Annotated in this window: 14 protein-coding genes; 2 read left to right on the top strand and 12 right to left on the bottom strand. The window is 51.7% G+C overall.

Going from position 1 to position 16,368, the window contains the following annotated elements; genetic code table 11:
- Positions 1-29: 29 nt before the first annotated feature.
- Together BN2684_RS23365 and BN2684_RS23370 are read left to right on the top strand one after the other, a co-directional pair.
- Complete coding sequence (locus BN2684_RS23365) at positions 30-1,223, top strand: trans-sulfuration enzyme family protein (protein WP_058304469.1); 1,194 nt, start codon at positions 30-32, stop codon at positions 1,221-1,223.
- A gap of 381 nt (positions 1,224-1,604) precedes the next feature.
- On the top strand, positions 1,605-2,261 hold the full coding sequence (locus BN2684_RS23370; protein WP_058304470.1) for a DUF998 domain-containing protein: 657 nt from the start codon (positions 1,605-1,607) through the stop codon (positions 2,259-2,261).
- A 60-nt stretch (positions 2,262-2,321) separates the two neighbouring features.
- Here the strand turns inward: BN2684_RS23370 and BN2684_RS23375 are convergent, their stop codons facing one another.
- The 12 genes from BN2684_RS23375 to BN2684_RS23430 all read right to left on the bottom strand — a co-directional run bounded on the left by BN2684_RS23375 (position 2,322) and on the right by BN2684_RS23430 (position 16,335).
- Complete coding sequence (locus BN2684_RS23375; RefSeq protein WP_058304471.1) at positions 2,322-2,711, bottom strand: MerR family transcriptional regulator; 390 nt, start codon at positions 2,709-2,711, stop codon at positions 2,322-2,324.
- A 306-nt stretch (positions 2,712-3,017) separates the two neighbouring features.
- Complete coding sequence (locus tag BN2684_RS23380) at positions 3,018-4,166, bottom strand: ABC transporter permease (protein WP_058304472.1); 1,149 nt, start codon at positions 4,164-4,166, stop codon at positions 3,018-3,020.
- 1 nt (position 4,167) lies between these two features.
- Positions 4,168-5,295, bottom strand: coding sequence for an ABC transporter permease (locus BN2684_RS23385; protein ID WP_058304473.1), 1,128 nt, complete (start codon positions 5,293-5,295; stop codon positions 4,168-4,170).
- A gap of 105 nt (positions 5,296-5,400) precedes the next feature.
- Positions 5,401-6,336: an ABC transporter ATP-binding protein gene (locus tag BN2684_RS23390; protein WP_058304474.1), complete on the bottom strand. Its 936-nt coding sequence runs from the start codon at positions 6,334-6,336 to the stop codon at positions 5,401-5,403.
- Between the two features lie 117 nt (positions 6,337-6,453).
- Positions 6,454-7,593, bottom strand: a complete 1,140-nt coding sequence (locus tag BN2684_RS23395; RefSeq protein ID WP_058304475.1) for a sensor histidine kinase — start codon at positions 7,591-7,593, stop codon at positions 6,454-6,456.
- Between the two features lie 3 nt (positions 7,594-7,596).
- Entirely contained in the window at positions 7,597-8,346 is a 750-nt protein-coding gene (locus BN2684_RS23400; RefSeq protein ID WP_082652152.1) for a response regulator transcription factor, read from the bottom strand.
- A 338-nt stretch (positions 8,347-8,684) separates the two neighbouring features.
- The gene (locus tag BN2684_RS23405; protein WP_058304477.1) at positions 8,685-10,034 is read right to left on the bottom strand and encodes an ABC transporter permease; all 1,350 of its coding nucleotides are present in this window, start codon (positions 10,032-10,034) and stop codon (positions 8,685-8,687) included.
- Entirely contained in the window at positions 10,027-12,129 is a 2,103-nt protein-coding gene (locus BN2684_RS23410) for a COG1361 S-layer family protein (protein ID WP_058304478.1), read from the bottom strand. The genes BN2684_RS23405 and BN2684_RS23410 overlap by 8 nt, the downstream gene beginning before the upstream one ends.
- A gap of 326 nt (positions 12,130-12,455) precedes the next feature.
- Positions 12,456-13,175, bottom strand: a complete 720-nt coding sequence (locus tag BN2684_RS23415; protein WP_058304479.1) for an ABC transporter ATP-binding protein — start codon at positions 13,173-13,175, stop codon at positions 12,456-12,458.
- Between the two features lie 191 nt (positions 13,176-13,366).
- Positions 13,367-14,224, bottom strand: coding sequence for a VanW family protein (locus BN2684_RS23420; protein WP_058304699.1), 858 nt, complete (start codon positions 14,222-14,224; stop codon positions 13,367-13,369).
- Between the two features lie 315 nt (positions 14,225-14,539).
- Positions 14,540-15,220 (bottom strand): ABC transporter ATP-binding protein, encoded by a 681-nt coding sequence (locus tag BN2684_RS23425; RefSeq protein WP_058304480.1) that lies wholly within the window; start codon positions 15,218-15,220, stop codon positions 14,540-14,542.
- Positions 15,217-16,335 (bottom strand): ABC transporter permease, encoded by a 1,119-nt coding sequence (locus tag BN2684_RS23430; RefSeq protein WP_058304481.1) that lies wholly within the window; start codon positions 16,333-16,335, stop codon positions 15,217-15,219. The genes BN2684_RS23425 and BN2684_RS23430 overlap by 4 nt, the downstream gene beginning before the upstream one ends.
- Between the last annotated feature and the right edge of the window lie 33 nt (positions 16,336-16,368).

Consider the following 16,368-nt stretch of genomic DNA (forward strand, 5'->3'; position numbering starts at 1 on the left):
TTCCGGGAAACTATCAGGAGGGGAAAGAAATGAGTGAACGCAGTTATGGCCGAGAATTCGGTTTTATGACCCGTGCTGTCCATACGGGTAACGATGTGGACAAGGACACTGGCGCCATAAAGAGGCCGATCACGATGGGCAACAGCTACGAGCTTCCCTACGATCCTTCGGACATCAATTGGAGCAGCGCCGAGAAAGCGCTCTATACCCGTAACGGAGGGGTTAATCAGAACTACCTGCAGGAGAAGTTGGCCGCTCTGGCAGGAACGGAGGATTGCGTCGTACTGGCTTCGGGGGTAGCGGCCTTATCCGGCATCTTCTTCACCTTCCTGAAATCGGGCGATCATGTCGTATGCTCGAACGTCACCTATATCGCAGTATACCGGCTTTTAACGGATCAACTGAAGACCAAATACGGCATTGATACCACTTTGGTGGACTCCTCGGACCTGGAAGCGGTGAAAGCCGCAATCCGCCCGAACACCAAGCTGGTCCATATCGAGACGCCAGGCAACCCTGCCATGACGATCAGCGACATTCGGGAGATCGCCGCCATCGCTCATTCCGCAGGTGCCCTTTTCTCTGTGGACAACACGTTTGCTTCTCCCTATCATCAACGTCCGGCTGAGCTTGGAGCTGACCTCACGGTGGAAAGCTTGACGAAGTACATCAACGGGCATGGAGACGCCATGGGAGGCGCCGTTATGGGCGCGAAGGAGTTGATCGACCGCATCCGGGCGGACGCCATGGTCAATCAGGGAGGCTGCATCAGCCCCTTCAACGCTTGGCTGATCATGCGCGGGGCCGTCACCCTCCCGCTGCGGATGAGGCAGCACAGTGAAAGCGCGCTTGCGATCGCCCACTTCCTGGAGGGTCTGCCATCCATCCGGTTCGTCGCCTATCCCGGTCTGGCCAGCCACAAGGGCCATCGGATCGCATCCGCTCAGATGCAGAAGGGCTTCTCCGGCATGATGTCGTTTGGGCTGGATGCGGATGCGGACACCCACAACCGCTTTGTCAGCCATCTGAAGGTCATCACCTCGGCGGTATCTCTCGGACATGACGAGAGTCTGATCGTTTTCCTTGGACCTGACGACGAACGGCAATATTTGTACCCGGAGGAATTCCACCGCGGCTTCTTCCGATTCAGCGTTGGGCTTGAGGACGTGGAAGACATTATTCACGACATTCAACAAGCGCTTCAGCAAGTGGGGCTGTTGTGAGCGGAACTACACTTCTGCCGGAAGAGCGGGCATCCAATGATGAGTTGTGAACTGCACCCCGTCAAGTAGACAGTTCAAATAAGAAAAGATGTTTAAGCGGCCTTGGTCCTGAATTCCATCGGACTGAGGCCGTTTTTTTGGGCCTGTAACTATTCGTTATTGTAAAAATGGATCTACTCTTCAATGTCCCGTTGGAGTTCTTGTTATCATCATACAGCCAGAATGATGCCAAGAACGTTATCCCACATGATGTCTGAAATTCACTCTTGACCTTCAAGTGTGGTTTAAGGTTTATACTAACAAAGTCACCGATCGGGAGCCGATTTCACATCAATCGAGGGGCAGTATCCTATCAATGATTCTAGTCATGGAGGTCTTTAAATGAAACATAAACATGTAAAAAGGTTACTCATGGGTTCAATTTTATTCATCCTTGCTTCTTTCATTTATCTCGCTTCGGAAGCAATAACAGCTAACGCCTGGAGCACTCCAGAATATAGTTATTCTTATAATTATATAAGCGATCTAGGCGTTTCCAAACACTTGATAGTAGAAGGGAGGGAAGTACTCTCCCCTTTAGCCTATGTGATGAACTTCGGCTTTAAATCACACGGGATTCTATTCCTTATCGCTTATTTACTGGTCCTGCCATTGCTTAGAGGCAAGTCGAAAATCATTGGATTAATTCCTGTCTTTGTTCACTCGATTGGTATCATTTTGGTATCGGAGTTCCCAGGTGAAACCTACGATAAAGTAAGTACTCATGTCATCGGTGCTACAATGGCCATACTGGGTGGGAATCTTGCCTTGATTATGATTGGATTGGCGGGTAGACACTTATTTCCTCGACTACGTACTGTGAGCATGATAATAGGAATGGTCGGTATTTTTGCTTTAGTCATGATGGTGACCCACAATCTAGGGTATCCTGCTGTATTCGAAAGAATGTCGGTTTATACAATCATCGCATGGGATCTTTTCTTTGGATTTAACATCCTGAGGAATTATTACAGGCAGAGCAAAGTGGAACTAAACTGATCGTATGAAAAAGCCTACGTTTCCGATTGAAGGAAACTAGGCTTTACGTGATTTATATGATTATTCATCTTCTCTGAAGAGTTGGAGATACTCGCTTACTTCTTCAGAGGAGGATTTTAATAAATCCAAGATGCTTCTCTTAACTGTTTTTAGAGCAGCGATTTGCCGATCGATTTCTTCAAATTTATCCTTCAGTAAAAGTCTAATCGTTTTTTCATCCATGTTGCCTGCTAACATGTTTAATATTTCTTTGATTTCATTTAAGGAGTATCCTAATAACTTGGCATTTTGAATAAGTTCAAGTTTGATTAGGTAATCTTCAGAATATACCCTGTACCCGTTGTCCGAGCGTTTAGGCGCAGGTAATATCCCCTGTTCCTCGTAGTAACGTATCGTGGAACTGTTTACGCCAGATCGCTTGGCTAATACACTTATTCTCATTCCTTCCATCACACTTCCCCTAATCGTTCAAAATTCTTTTCACTATTTCTAATATAACAAAACCTATTTTAAGTGCAAAATGTTTGAAAAGAGCGGAATTCCTTTAATTCAACTTATATAGGTTGGAGCAAATTGGAGCTGAGTGAAGGAATGAGAGGTTAGTCCCCGCTCTAAATGAATAAAAATATAGCAACGGCACTATAGGACTTTGATGGTAAAGTCTTAGAGTGCCGTTGCTTTTATAAGGCTATCGTTCGGCATGTAGCTCCTCATCAACAAAGTTAAGCTTCATGAGGATCATCCAAGAAGAGCGGATTAAATAAACATGCGGGTATCATTGTTACGCCCGAAGCGGTAGATGGCGATGAGGCTGAAGACGAGGGCGAAAGCAAGCAGGATCGCCACATTCAATCCGAGGCTGGACAAGGAAGTCCCCTCTTGCAGCCGTGTGATCGCATCGAGAACGTAGTGCTGCGGCATGAAGGCCGCTGCTCGCTGCACCGCCTTCGGCATGATCTCCATCGGGAAGAAGCAGCCGGCAAGCAGGCAGGTAGGCACGATCACCAGACTTTGCATAGAGCTTAGGCTGCTGCTCGATTTGGAATAGGCGACAAGCAAGAGGGCCAGACTGATCGCCACCAGGCTGAAGACAAGCAGGACCAACAGGATCTTCCAGTAAGCGACGCCGGGATCGATACCGAGTACCTCGTTCATGATCAAGAGGGTAAAGACATTCTGGACGAATAGGAAGATCAAGCTGACGATGGCATTCGAGAGCACATAAGCCCGGGCTGACATGGGGGAAGACATCAGCCTCAGATACGTCCGGTTTTCCTTTTCAAGAAGGATGAGCTGAGTCATGTTGCTTGCGGAGAAAAGCATGAACATGACCAGAAAACCAATTGCTTGATAGGTGATTCTCAGCGCAGCGACCGGATCCTTAATCGGTTCGGAATGTACGACAAAGCTCTGATTCTGAAAGCTGGTGTAGAGCTGTTCGAAAGCATCCCGGTCTTTGTCAGCCGCTTTGCCGATGGACGTCAGATTGCCCGTGTACTGTTGAAGCATGGCTTTGATGAAAGCAGTCGATTCCGCTCCCTTCATCGACCTCAGCTCCAACCCTTCCAGCTCTCCCCGATACAGGCTTTCCGTATAACCCGCTCTCAAGATGACTCCCGCATCCAGGTCTCCGGCTGAGATTTTGGAATTCAGCTCTTCCTCGGTCATTTCCGTTAAGGCGACTTGTTGCAGCCCGGACAAATAGCCGATCGTATCCTTCGCAATCGTCTCTTGCCCATCCTGATTCACGACTCCGATTCGAAGCGGCATCGTCCCGCTGCTCGCATACAGCATCATCGAGAGGAGAACTCCGATCATGGGCATGAAGAAAAAGATGATCCAGCTGCCTTTTTTGCGAAACGTATTCTTGTAGATCTTTCGAATAAGCCATAGAATATTCTGCATCTCAGAGCCCTTCCTTTCGCCGCATGAGTACAGCCGAAATGGCCAATAGCAACACGGAAACGCCAATATTGAGTGAGATGGGTAAAACAGCTGCGCTCACCTGGTTGTTGTACACAATATCGATGAGGGCTTGATGAGCCCATCGAATCGGTGAAATCCAGGCGATTTTCGTGAACACATCGCCCAATTCCGAAATTGGGAAGTAAGCCCCTCCAAGGAAGGAAATAATCTGCGTGATGATGATCATCGCAGCTTCTCCGCCTTCTCCCTTGATCAAATAACTGGATGCCAGACCGAGACTTACCGCGAACAGAACTTCGGTGAACAGCACAGCCAGAATGATCAAGTAATGACTGCCCCACTCGGCTTTAAAGACGAGTCGGCTGAACAAAACCACGATCAAGACGAGAATAAAATTCACGACGGTTGACCCGATCACCTTCCCCGCGAAGAGTTCGGCTTTCGAAAGCGGGGATGAAAGAAGCCGGATATCGGTGTGGCGGACTCTCTCCCCCCGAATCAGATAGTTGCTGGAGATACAAGCATAGAAAGCGATCATGGTGGACATTGCCATCGCGTAATAATCCATCGCCCCGGGTTCCCGATCCGGATTGAGAGAAGATTCCTTGATGGTGGGGACGTTATCCATTCCAGCCTTAACAATCTCCGCTCCGATTTCGGGCGATTGTCCGAAGGCGGCAATCGTCAGATTATATCGGTCGGCAAAGGAGATGAGCATCCCTTGAACAATGTTGTTCTCTACCCCGCCTGTCTCTCGATTGACATAGCGAATTCCGTCATCGCTCACCTCCAGATAAGCGGTGTACCGGTCATGAGCTACTTCCTTCGTTCCGTCTACGGCAGGCTTGATCTCCTCCCATTTCATTCCCCGTTCTTCCAACCCTGTCTTAAAGCTTTGCCACGCTTGCTGAAGCTGCGCATTCTGCACCGTATCTTTGTAGAGGAGTTCGATATGCCCCATTGAAGGTTGGCTGGAGAATGAACTCGACAGAGCAAAGCCAAGCACCATCATCAAAGCGATAGGAAACGCAACCATGAACGCAAAGGTTTGCTTGTGCCGTAAATAGACCTTGATCTCTTTCCATGCAATTTGTAAGGTGTTCCTCATCGGGATTTCCTCCTGTCCGTTGTCAACTCAATCCCTTTGGACCTGCACAAGATTTGCTGCCGATCGATGTCCAAATTCTGTTATTTGCAGGACATGGATCGCCACTTAATCCCGCAGGTTGCGTCCCGTCAAGGTGAGGAACACCGCTTCTAGATTAGGCGCCTTCTCGTCGACGGAGCGAATCTCGATCCCATCGTGAATGAGCTGCTGGATGATCCCGTTCAAGTTGCTCACTTCCGCTTTGGATATGATTTTCAAGGTCTGGTCTTCCAGTTGAACAGCGGTAACGCCCGGCAGGCGATTCAGCGCTGTGAAATCGGGATTATCCTCCAGCTTGAGTCCGATCCAGATTTCCTTGGAGTCGGTGATCGTCGCCTTCAGTTGCTCCGACGTTCCCTCCGCTATGATCTTGCCGTGATCCACAATGGCGATGCGCGTGCACAGCTCCTCCGCTTCCTCCATGTAGTGGGTCGTGTAAATGATCGTGCTTCCCATCTCATTCAGCTTGCGGACCGATTTCAGGATGTAATTACGGGATTGCGGATCGATGCCCACGGTAGGTTCATCCATAATGATGAGCTGAGGCCGATGAGCGATTGCGCATGCGATGTTCAATCTCCGCTTCATGCCGCCTGAGAAATTTTTGGGCATCCCCTTCATGCGGTCGCCGAGTCCGACAAATTCGAGCGCTTCCTCTGTCCGTTCCTTGAGTGTGCTGCCGCGCAAGCCGTAGAGTCCCGCAAAAAAACTGACATTCTCATAAGCCGTCATGTCCTCGTAAATCGCCAGCTCCTGCGGGACGATTCCGGTATTCATCTTGGCATAATGCCGTTCGGAGTCGATGCTCTTCCCATTCAACAGAATTTCGCCCCGCGTGTACCTCAGCAAAGAAGCGATCATGTTGATCGTCGTGCTTTTACCGGCTCCGTTGGCGCCGAGAAAGCCGAAGATTTCCCCCTGCTGCACGTTCAGATTCATATTGTCGACTGCAACGAAGTCGCCGAATTTCTTGGTTAGATTGCGAATCTCCAAAATGTTCATCCATCGTTCCCCCCATACCGTTCGTTCATGTCTTCATTGTAAAAAAAGGGATGCCCCTCTGCCAGTGCAGAAGTTCATCCCTTGGATAGGAATTATTCAGACAGCCCGTGAGTTTTCTCATGATTTGCCGGAGTGGGTTCGATCGGAACGCGGAAGCAGAGTTGTCACATAAAACCCGTTCGTTCCGTCAACGGTGACGGTTCCTCCAAGCGTGGCAGCCCGTTCCTCCATCCCGACAATACCAAGCCCCTTCACAACCTTCTCCGCTCCGCGGCCGTTGTCCGAGACAACCGATTTTACGAAGCGATTGAGCACCTGCACCTCCAGATGGACCGCGCTGCCTTGGCTGTAACGAAGGGAATTGGTCACGGATTCCATCGCATTCTCGTGAATGACCTTCCATTGCAGCGCCGTCACCTCACTCATATCCCCGCTGCAGGAGACCGTCGCTTGAAAGAGATGCTCGGCGGAGACCTTCTCCGCGAACAGCCGCAGCCGTTGGACGCCGAGCTCCTCCGCCTTCGGCTTGACATCCTTCAAGGTCAGTCGGATGCGGTCGAGGCCTTCCTTGGAGATCGCGATGGCATTGCCAAGCAGCTCATCCGCTCGGCTGGTGTCTTGAGACATCAGCCTCCTGGCCGCTTCCATCTGAATAAGTGCTCCCGCCATCGAATGGCCGAGATCGTCATGGATCTGCTGAGAGAGGCGATTCCTCTCTTCCAGCTTGATGGTATAGGCGGATTGACGGAACAACTCGCTGTTCTCGCGAAGCGAGCGAGTGAGCCCGGCGAGCTTGGCCTTCATCTGCTCCGCTTCCTCTTCTTGTTTAGTCAAGCGTGCCGTGAATCTAGCTATCCCGTACTGAAGAAGATACGTAAGCAGAGCCGTCAGGCCATATTCCGGCAAAAGGTCCAATGGCAGGAAGAGTGCCGGAAGAAGAATCGCAGCCAGAGTCACTGGCCAGCGAATGCGATGCTCGAAGTTCAGCTCACACAAGGTAATCGGCAGAAGCAAGTAGAACGGCTCCTCCAAGCGAATGGCGCACAGCAGCACATAAACTGCCGATACACCTGCAAGCAATCGATAAGGAATCCGCCACATATGGGCGATCGCGACGGCAAGAGCGAAGGCCAAATAGAGAAGAATAGCAAGGATCTGCAGCGAGGCCGATCCCGTCCGGTTCCAGTAAAGATCCATCAGCAGAAAGATGACAATCGCGATTTTATTACCGAGTGACCACAGCTCTGATCTCGGCATTCTCTATTCCTCCGTCAAATGGACTTCCCCAGTCAAGTAATAGATGGCAATCTGGGTTCGATGAGAGAGCCCCGTCTTGCCGAGAATGGATGTAATGTGATTGGCGACCGTTCCTTCCGACAGAAAGAGCTTTCGAGCGATTCCCTTATTGGACAGTCCCTTCGCAATGAGCTCCATAATATCGAGCTCCCGTTCCGTAAACAGAGAACGGTCGATCGGGCCGTCAGAAGGTCCAATCGATTGTCCACCTGAAGGTCCCCCCGATGACCTTTCCTGGGCCGAGGGACGGCCAAGCTCCTTATCCGGCGCGGAGGAAGGAACCGAGGAAGATGCGGCGGCCGCCAGGCTCGCCCGGATCTTCTCCACCACTACGTCCTGAAGGACGTGATGATCGTGATGGACCGTCTTGATCGCGTCGCGGATGCGTTCGGGATCATTATTTTTGAGCAGGTAGCCCTTCGCCCCCGCTTGGATCGCTTCCAGGATGAATTCGTCGTCATCGAAGGTGGTTAGCATGAGCGGCTTCGCCTGCGTTTCTGCGACGATCCGACGCGCGGCTTCCACTCCGGTCATATTCGGCATGCGAATATCGAGCAAGACGACATCCACCGGATTCGCCTTGCAGTAGTCAACCGCCTGTACGCCATCCTCCACAGCCGCGACCACCTCGAATTCCTCGAAGCTGGTCAGGATGATGCGCATGCCTTCCCGGATGAAGGAATTGTCATCGGCAATCAGCACTTTAATCTTCACAGGGTGTTCTCCTTCCCAACAGCGTGTGTTCATACCGTATGGAACTAGCAACAAGCTCCCGAAAGAGAGTTGTTCTCGCTTCAGTTCCCTTTGCGTATCAACACGCCCTAGCAACGGCTTTATTAGACAATATTCCTTCTGCAAAAGCAAGACATTTTCTAGCAATCGGGTGAGGAGCGGGTTTTCCGAATTGTGCGTTCACGAATCCTTGGCCCATGCCATGTTCAGTTTCTCCATTCGATGGTGAGTTTCGACTATCAAGCGAAACGAAAAACGCCATACGGCGATGAATAACTCATCAGCCGTATGGCGCATTCTGGAAGAAAAAGAGAGGCAGGCTATTCCGTCTTGATGGCCTCAAGAGCGCTCAGCTTCATGGCCCGGCGGGCCGGGTAGAAGCCGGAGATCAATCCGACCAATGTAGCGAAGACGATGGCTGAACCCATCAGCCACGTCGGGATGATGGAGCTCTTGAGCGGTGCCCCGCTCGGATCATACATGCCTCCACCCATCGAACCGAACAGGCTTCCGCCGAATTTGTTCAACAGATAGGAGGCTCCAATGCTGAACAGAACGCCCATCACGCCGCCCAGGAAACCGATAAATCCGGCTTCCAACAGGAATAAGCGGCGTATATCCTTCAGCTCGCAGCCGAGCACCTTCATGATACCGATCTCGCGGGTCCGCTCATAGATCGACATGATCATCGTGTTGGCGATCCCGATGGCCGCTACCAAGAGGGAGATCGCGCCGATGCTCCCAAGAAGGGTCTGCATCATCTTGGATTGCTGCTGCAACCCCTTTAGGACATCGGTCAGAGCACTCGTGCTGAAGCCTAGCGTCTTGATCTCATCGCGAACCGGCTCCACATATTTCATGTCGGTGACTTGGACAATCGCCCGCTGATACCCCTGCTGGGTGCTGTTGTTCATGCCTTGGTTCTTCTGCACCTTCGCATTTTCTCGAATCAGCTTGTTTAGATGCTCCAGGTTCATATACACGGACCAGTCCCGCTCATTACGCGATTCCGCGAGAATCCCGCTCGCTTTGATCTTATACAGCTTGGCGGGCTGCTTTTCCTCTTGTCCAGGGTTTTCGGAATTCCCGACGTTTTCCCCGTACATGGTATCGAATGTTAACTGCAGCTTTTCGGTCATGAGGTCGATCTTAGGGGGCTGCTGATAGCCTCGGGCTTTCGGATTATAAAAGTTGTTCGTGATCCCGAAGCCAAACAGCAGCGAATCCGTATCGGTCTCGGTGAGGAGCCGACCCGCGGATACCTGATACCCCAGCTTCTCCAACGCCTCCGGCCTTATCCCGATGAGATTGAGCCAGGCGATATATTTGCCTGCAACCAGCTTAGCAGAGGTTTGGACAAGGGGAGTCGCCACCTTAACCCCCTTCATGGTGCTTATCGTTTGGATAGCCCGGTCGTCAAGCTTCGCTGTACTGCCTCCCGTGGAATTTCCGTACATTCCTCCGTTGCCGCCGGGGTAGACATCAATGGTGGTCAAACTTCCCATCTGGCTGACCTGTTGCTTGAAGCTCTCGTTCTGACCAATCCCGATGGACAGCATGACGACGATCGATGCGGTTCCGATCACCACGCCGAGTATCGTCAAGAACGAGCGAATCTTGCTTCTCAGGAAATTGATCGTCGCCAGACGAATCAGATCGAAGCTATTCATCCAGCTCGAGTTCCTTTCTGCGGCGACGTTTCTTCCGGATGATCAGTCCCGCCGTCAAAGCGCCGAGAACGACGGCTGCAGGAACGCCGATCCAGAGTGGCTTCTTCCATTTGATCTTGCCGGGTGTCATAGGCGGCTCCATTCCCGGCTGCCCACCTGCTCCGGGGTCTATCACCGGCGGCTCGACGACATTCAGGTTGAATTCCTTGCGGATCTCCGTCTGTTTGCCTGCCGCATCCTCGAAGGTGAAGACGATATTGCCCTTCACTTGGCCCGCCGCATTCGGGATAATCGATACGTCGTACGTATCCGTTCGGCCCGAAGCAAAGTTGCCGACGTAATAGCTGCCGCCGGTCATGGTGAAGTCACCTTCGGCCTTGATCATGAGGTTGTACAGAATGGATTTGCCCATGTTGTAGAAGTCGAGGTTCAGCGGAACGGGCTGCCCGGGGAATGCCTCGCCGAGCACATTCACTTCTCCCGCGACTAAACGATTGTTCTGCATGACGGGAATGCTAACCGTTTCCTTGGAGGTGAACGGATTCCCTTTCTCGTCCTCGTATTCGAAGTTCAGCGAGATGGCGTACATCTTCGGATCGGCATCCGGTTTAGCACGCAGCTTCACTTCCCGTTCTACCGATGCGTTCTGCCCGATGTTTTCCAAGAAGAAGGTATTGCTACCGTCCACCGTAAAGGTCCCGTCATCCGAGGTCACGGTCAGCTTGATATTGCGTACGTTGGTGAGACGGCTCGTATTGAGAATGGACATGGACAAGAGAGCGTCCTGTCCCGCAAGCACCGATTGCGGATCAAACTGATACTTGCTGATGATGATGCGAGGAACGGTCTTGTTTTCCCCATCCGCGGCCGGCGTTTTGCCTTCGACATAGACGCCAACGTATTGGTTCAGCGTATTCTTGACAGGCTCACCCGTCGATTTTGTCTCGTCATATTCCACTGCTATTCCAATGGGATAGCTCTTCGTTGCCGCATCCGGCGCGATCTCAAACGCGAAGGTGAGCTTCTTGCTCTCCCCCGGACCTAGCGATGGGATGACGACCGTGCTGAGCGATTTCGGGATCACTTCTTTGTCCGTGGTAAGCGCCGTCTTGATGTTCTGGGTCTTGGCGGTTCCTGTATTCTTCACGACAAAGGAAACCGTTAAGGCATCCTTCGGCAGAAGAGTAGCTTGCGGCGCTTGGATGTTGTCGAGGGTCAACACCGCTTGCCCGGATGTTTTCGATGCGACCGGAATGAAGATTTGGCTCTCTTCGGTCACAACGGTGCCGTTCTCATCCTTGTACTGCCATTTGACGCCAAGAGGCTGGCTGCCTCCGGCAATTGCAGAGGACACGCTCAGCGGATAGCTGACGCTTTCCATGCTGTACCCCTTCACCTGATTGATCTTGCGGACATCGGTGGAGCTATCCAGCGTAAATCCGTCAGGCTTCAAACCCGTCAACGTAACGCGAACGTCGTTCGCCGCAAGGCTTCCCGAGTTTGACAATGACACCTTCAGCGTGACCTTGCCTCCCGGAACAGCCTGGGAAGGCTGCTTCTCGACCTTCTCCAAGGTGAGGACCGGGCTTGTCGAGTCGTTGTTCACCTTGACATAGACCGTCTCCGTGTACGTCTGCGGGTCGCCAAACCCGTTGGAGAATTGGAGATTTACCTTAATGGCATAAACTCCGGATGCGGCTTCCGCCTTGATGGGAATGGAGAAGTCGGCCGACTTCGTCATATTCCCAGGGATGGAGTCGATGAATACCTGCAGGTTCGTCATTCCCGGCTGGAAAGGGATCTTGGTCTTATCCTCCGGTTCGAGGGTAGCTGTAACGTTTTGTGCCCCGTACATGGCAGAATTCTTGATCGGCAGCTTGAGTTCAAGAGTCTCTCCCGCCTTGACCGTCGGGATCGTACCGGAACCGACGATGCTGAGCCGCGGAACGATCTTGCTCGTATCGATGTTGATCGGCGTAGGCGCGGGTGTCGGTGATGGAATATCGCTATTAGAAACTGCTTCATTAATGTTTAGTGTTTGTTGAATGTTTCCCGTTGTTCCATCATCCAGCGTATAAGTTAAGGTGACCTTCAATTTATTTCCATCACCTGTGTATACGAGAGGCAGTAGAATTGAAGGATCCTTTATATCTTCATCTTTCGCAGGAATTGTATTTGAATTTTGTCCGTAAAATGAACTTGACTCATCAATTTCTGCAATTAACTTTGTTATAACTTCGCTGTTTGAGTTTATAGTTAGACGAATACTCACTTTTTCTTTTGCTTTTATTTGAGTCACTCCGGTTGGCAAACTATACTTTTGCACATATAATTCCGGTCCTGCCGCAAAGGAGACCTTTGCTGGAAGTATCCAGGACATCATGCAGACCATTGCCAATACCGCTACCCATACTTTCCGTTTCACTTAACCACCCCGACCGATTCATTCATGTGTTTGACTTCAATTCCTTCAATGTTGCCGTCCCGAATCCGGACGATCCGATCCGCGTAAGAGGCAATCTCCAAATCATGCGTGACGATCACCAGCGTCTGATTTTTTTGCCGAGCGAGATTCTTCATGAGCTCCATGACTTCAATGGTCGTCTTCGTGTCCAGGTTGCCTGTCGGCTCGTCCGCGAAGATGATCTCCGGATTCGCCGCGAAGGCGCGGGCGATCCCCACCCGTTGCTGCTGACCGCCGCTCATCTGCGAAGGCTTGTGCTTGATGCGCGTACCGAGTCCGACCGCTTCGAGTAGCTTGCTCGCACGTTTCTCCCGAACTCTACGAGAAATCCCTTTGAAGGTGAGCGGCAAACTGACATTTTCTAGCGCGCTGAGCGAAGGCAGCAGGTTGTACGATTGAAAAATAAAACCCAGATAGTCTTGGCGGAAGCGCGCCAGCTTCTTCTCGCTCATGGCATTCACCAGCTCGCCGCGAATCGCCACCGTTCCTTTGGTCGGCTTTTCCAAGCCGGCCATCATGTTGAGGAGCGTCGACTTCCCTGAGCCGGATGTGCCGAGCAGGCAGCAGCACTCTCCCTTTTCGATGGTGAGGTTGATCGAGTTGAGAGCGACGACCTTTTCGCTCCCGATCCGATAGACTTTGCGCAAATCCTTGATTTCAATGATGGGTGTCCCCACGATGCATGTGTTCCCTCCTGTCCCCCATGGTTCTTACTTATGTATGGCAGGCGATGCCTTTTACGAAAGGCAGCACCCATAGATTAGACGCTAAAAGAGCCTTCAATGTTTCATGTAGAATGGAAAAACTACCATTTTTGTCGAAGCAGCCGACCAAGAATTGATCATGTATGACCGGTTCGACGCAGCCTTCAATCTTGGCTCTGGATCGGTTGCTGCGGCAGGCTGATTTCCCCCTCCAGATCGGGGTTCTCCACCGGAAGCTCGTATTTCACTTCCGCAAAGTTACTGATCAACTTCTCTTCCTTCGTCGTCCATCCGGTCTTTCGGTCGACAACGGTTCTCCAGATTTCGTTTTGCCGATAGTTGCGTCCGTTCTTGCGAAGAAACCGGTGATTCCGTTCTTCCACGTGATAGCAAAGAGGCCACTCCTCTTCAGAGGAGAGCGAACCTTTTAAATGGCGGTCCGTCAACCACAATTTCACCTGAAACGTGGAGGAAGTCGGGTTATAGAATCGAAGATCGATGTAATTGAAAAAGACGCTGGCCCCGCTCCCGAATGGGAGGACGCGATGATCATCCGGAAAAGGATCAAAGCTGTGATGGTGACGTTCGATTACCTCCAACGGAGAATGAAGAGCCATCCAATAGAGAAGATTCGCGAGCTGGCAAAGTCCTCCGCCAACACCGGTCTTTACTTCTCCCTGGGACAAGAGCAATCCCTCAATGTACCCTTTATCGGCGGTCGGCTTACCGACGAGCTTCCAAAAGGAGAACGTTTCTCCTGGCCGAATTAGAATCCCGTCCATGGTGGCGACAGCCAGCTTCAGGTTGGTCACTTTGTTTTCCTGCAGCTGAGGATCGCTTGAGCCGAGCCTTCTCCGAAGCAGAGACTGGTGCTTTTTGCAGGTGTAAGGGTAAGCTTCAGGTTTTCGAGAGCTTGCGAATGTAATCGCAGGACTGTGGTCACTCAACCGTCTAGTCATGCGCAGTTGGTTGACTCTGAGGTTATACAGGATCGGAAAATGTTTTAGAAGAGCTTGTTTCATGAGAACCCCCCTCTTACTCTCTTTCGCATAATAATAACGTTGAAAGCAGCCAAAACGTTGCATGATTTTTCCTTTTTCAAGCCCATTCATTTGAATAGTCGATAGCATCTTCGGATGAAAAGAAACCTGCCTCCTTCATGTACTTGGAGGCAGGTTCCGGATTCGTCCTTTAAAATCCGTATGACTTCATCGGTCACACTTGGGTAATCGACATGCAGGGTACGAGTACAGGCCCTCTAACACACGAAAAGACCTCATCCTTCACGCTAAAGCGGAGGGCGAGGTCCTTCTAAATAAGAAATTGGGCTTCATCCGTTATCCGGCGATCTTCAACACGCCATTGTCCAAATGGAGAACCCGATCGCAGTGATGAAGGACGCGGTCGTCATGGGTAACCATGACAGCGGAGCTTCCCTCCTGCTTCACCTGCTCGGCGATCAGCTTTACGACCTCTTGGCCTCTTGCGGCATCCAGGCTGGCCGTCGGTTCGTCGGCAAACAGGATATCCGGCTTGTTCATGAACGCGCGAGCGATGGCAACCCGCTGCTTTTCGCCGCCAGACAGCCTCTCCGGATAGGCTTTGCGCCTGTCGCCGAGACCAAGCCGGTTCAGCAGCTCCTTCGCACGAGCTTTCGCCTCGGAAGGACTCATCCCCGCCAGTTTGCCGACAAACAGCAGCTGTTCCTCCACCTTCAAGTAAGGAACGAGGTGAGCGCTCTGAAAGATAAACCCGAACTTGTGAAGACGAAGATCCGCGAGCTCCTTGTCCGTCTTGTCTGCAAGCGATTCACTATCGACTCGCACCTCGCCGCCAGTCGGCGTAAGCAGCGCGGCCGCTATCGACAAAAACGTGCTTTTGCCAGAGCCGGAAGGCCCCATGACAGCGATAAATTCGCCTTGCTTCACGTCCAGCGACAACTCGCGGAGAATCGATCGCTCATCTGTCCCATCGTGATACGAATGCGTAACCTTGTCGAGTGCAAGCTTCGTCTTCATCCGGCAACCCTCCCCATCGCTTCCAGCGCATCGGTGCGCGCAACCTTACCTACGGATAACAGCGAACCGAGAATCGCCACCAGGACAAACCCGACGCTTGTGAGTCCCATCGTCGTCGCGCTGAGGCGAAACGGCATCGTATCCGGCAGCGCCTGCATCATCATTCGTACCAGCAGAAGGCTGATTCCCATGCTTCCGACGGACAACAAGAGCACCTGAATGATAAGCCCTGAAGCCAATACTTTCGTACGGGCTCCGATCGCTTTCAGAATGCCGAATTGACTTGTCTTCTGAATCGTCATGACATAGAAGAACACAGCCAGTACGAAGGCAGCGATGACATACAGGAAGGCGATCATCATATTGAGTGAGCCTTGTTCCTCGCTGTAACCGGGAATCGCCGAGATGGCGTCTCCCTTCGTGATGACCTCCGTCCCCGGCACCTGATCCGCCAGCTTTGCGGCTTGGTCCGCGGTTGCTTTCACTGCAATCACATTGTAGTTTACTTTCCCCTCGTCACCGGAGGCTTGCGTTCCCGATGCGTCTAGAAGCTTCGCCCCCTCCTTTTCGTTCAAGAATAGGACCGGTTGATGGCTGTAGGAGGACTGATCCACAAAACCGCTTACCGTCCAGGTAAGTCCGGTGGCTTGATCCTTCACGATGCTGCCGAGCTCAACTCCCGAGCTCTTGAGCTTTTTGTCAGCGAGCACCTGTCCGGAGGCTTCACCGGGTAACGAGTTCCCTTCCATCACATTTGGCATCAGCCAGCTGTCGGAATCCACGATGAACAAAGCCACATCCTTCTTGACACCGTCCTGATTGCTTACGGTAGTCATGCGTACGGAAAGTGGTGTGACATTGTCGGCTCCGAGCGCGTTTTTCGCTTCATCCAGTTGATTCTCGGATAAGATGGAGCGTCCAAAGCGCTGCTCAGAGCCCTGCTCCAAAATGAAATGATCGGCCTTCATCGTCTCCAAAGCGGATGTCGTATCGTAAGCCAATCCGCGGGCAAGCCCGGTCACGAACAAGACCAGAAACGAAACCAGCAGCATGATCGTTACGATCAGCGCGAAGCGCAGCTTGGCATAGCGCATTTCTCTAAGGGCCAAATACATGTAAGATTTCCCTCCTGTCTGTATGAAACCAGT

This window comes from Gorillibacterium timonense, from assembly GCF_001457415.1.
Classification (GTDB): Bacteria; Bacillota; Bacilli; order Paenibacillales; family NBRC-103111; genus Gorillibacterium; species Gorillibacterium timonense.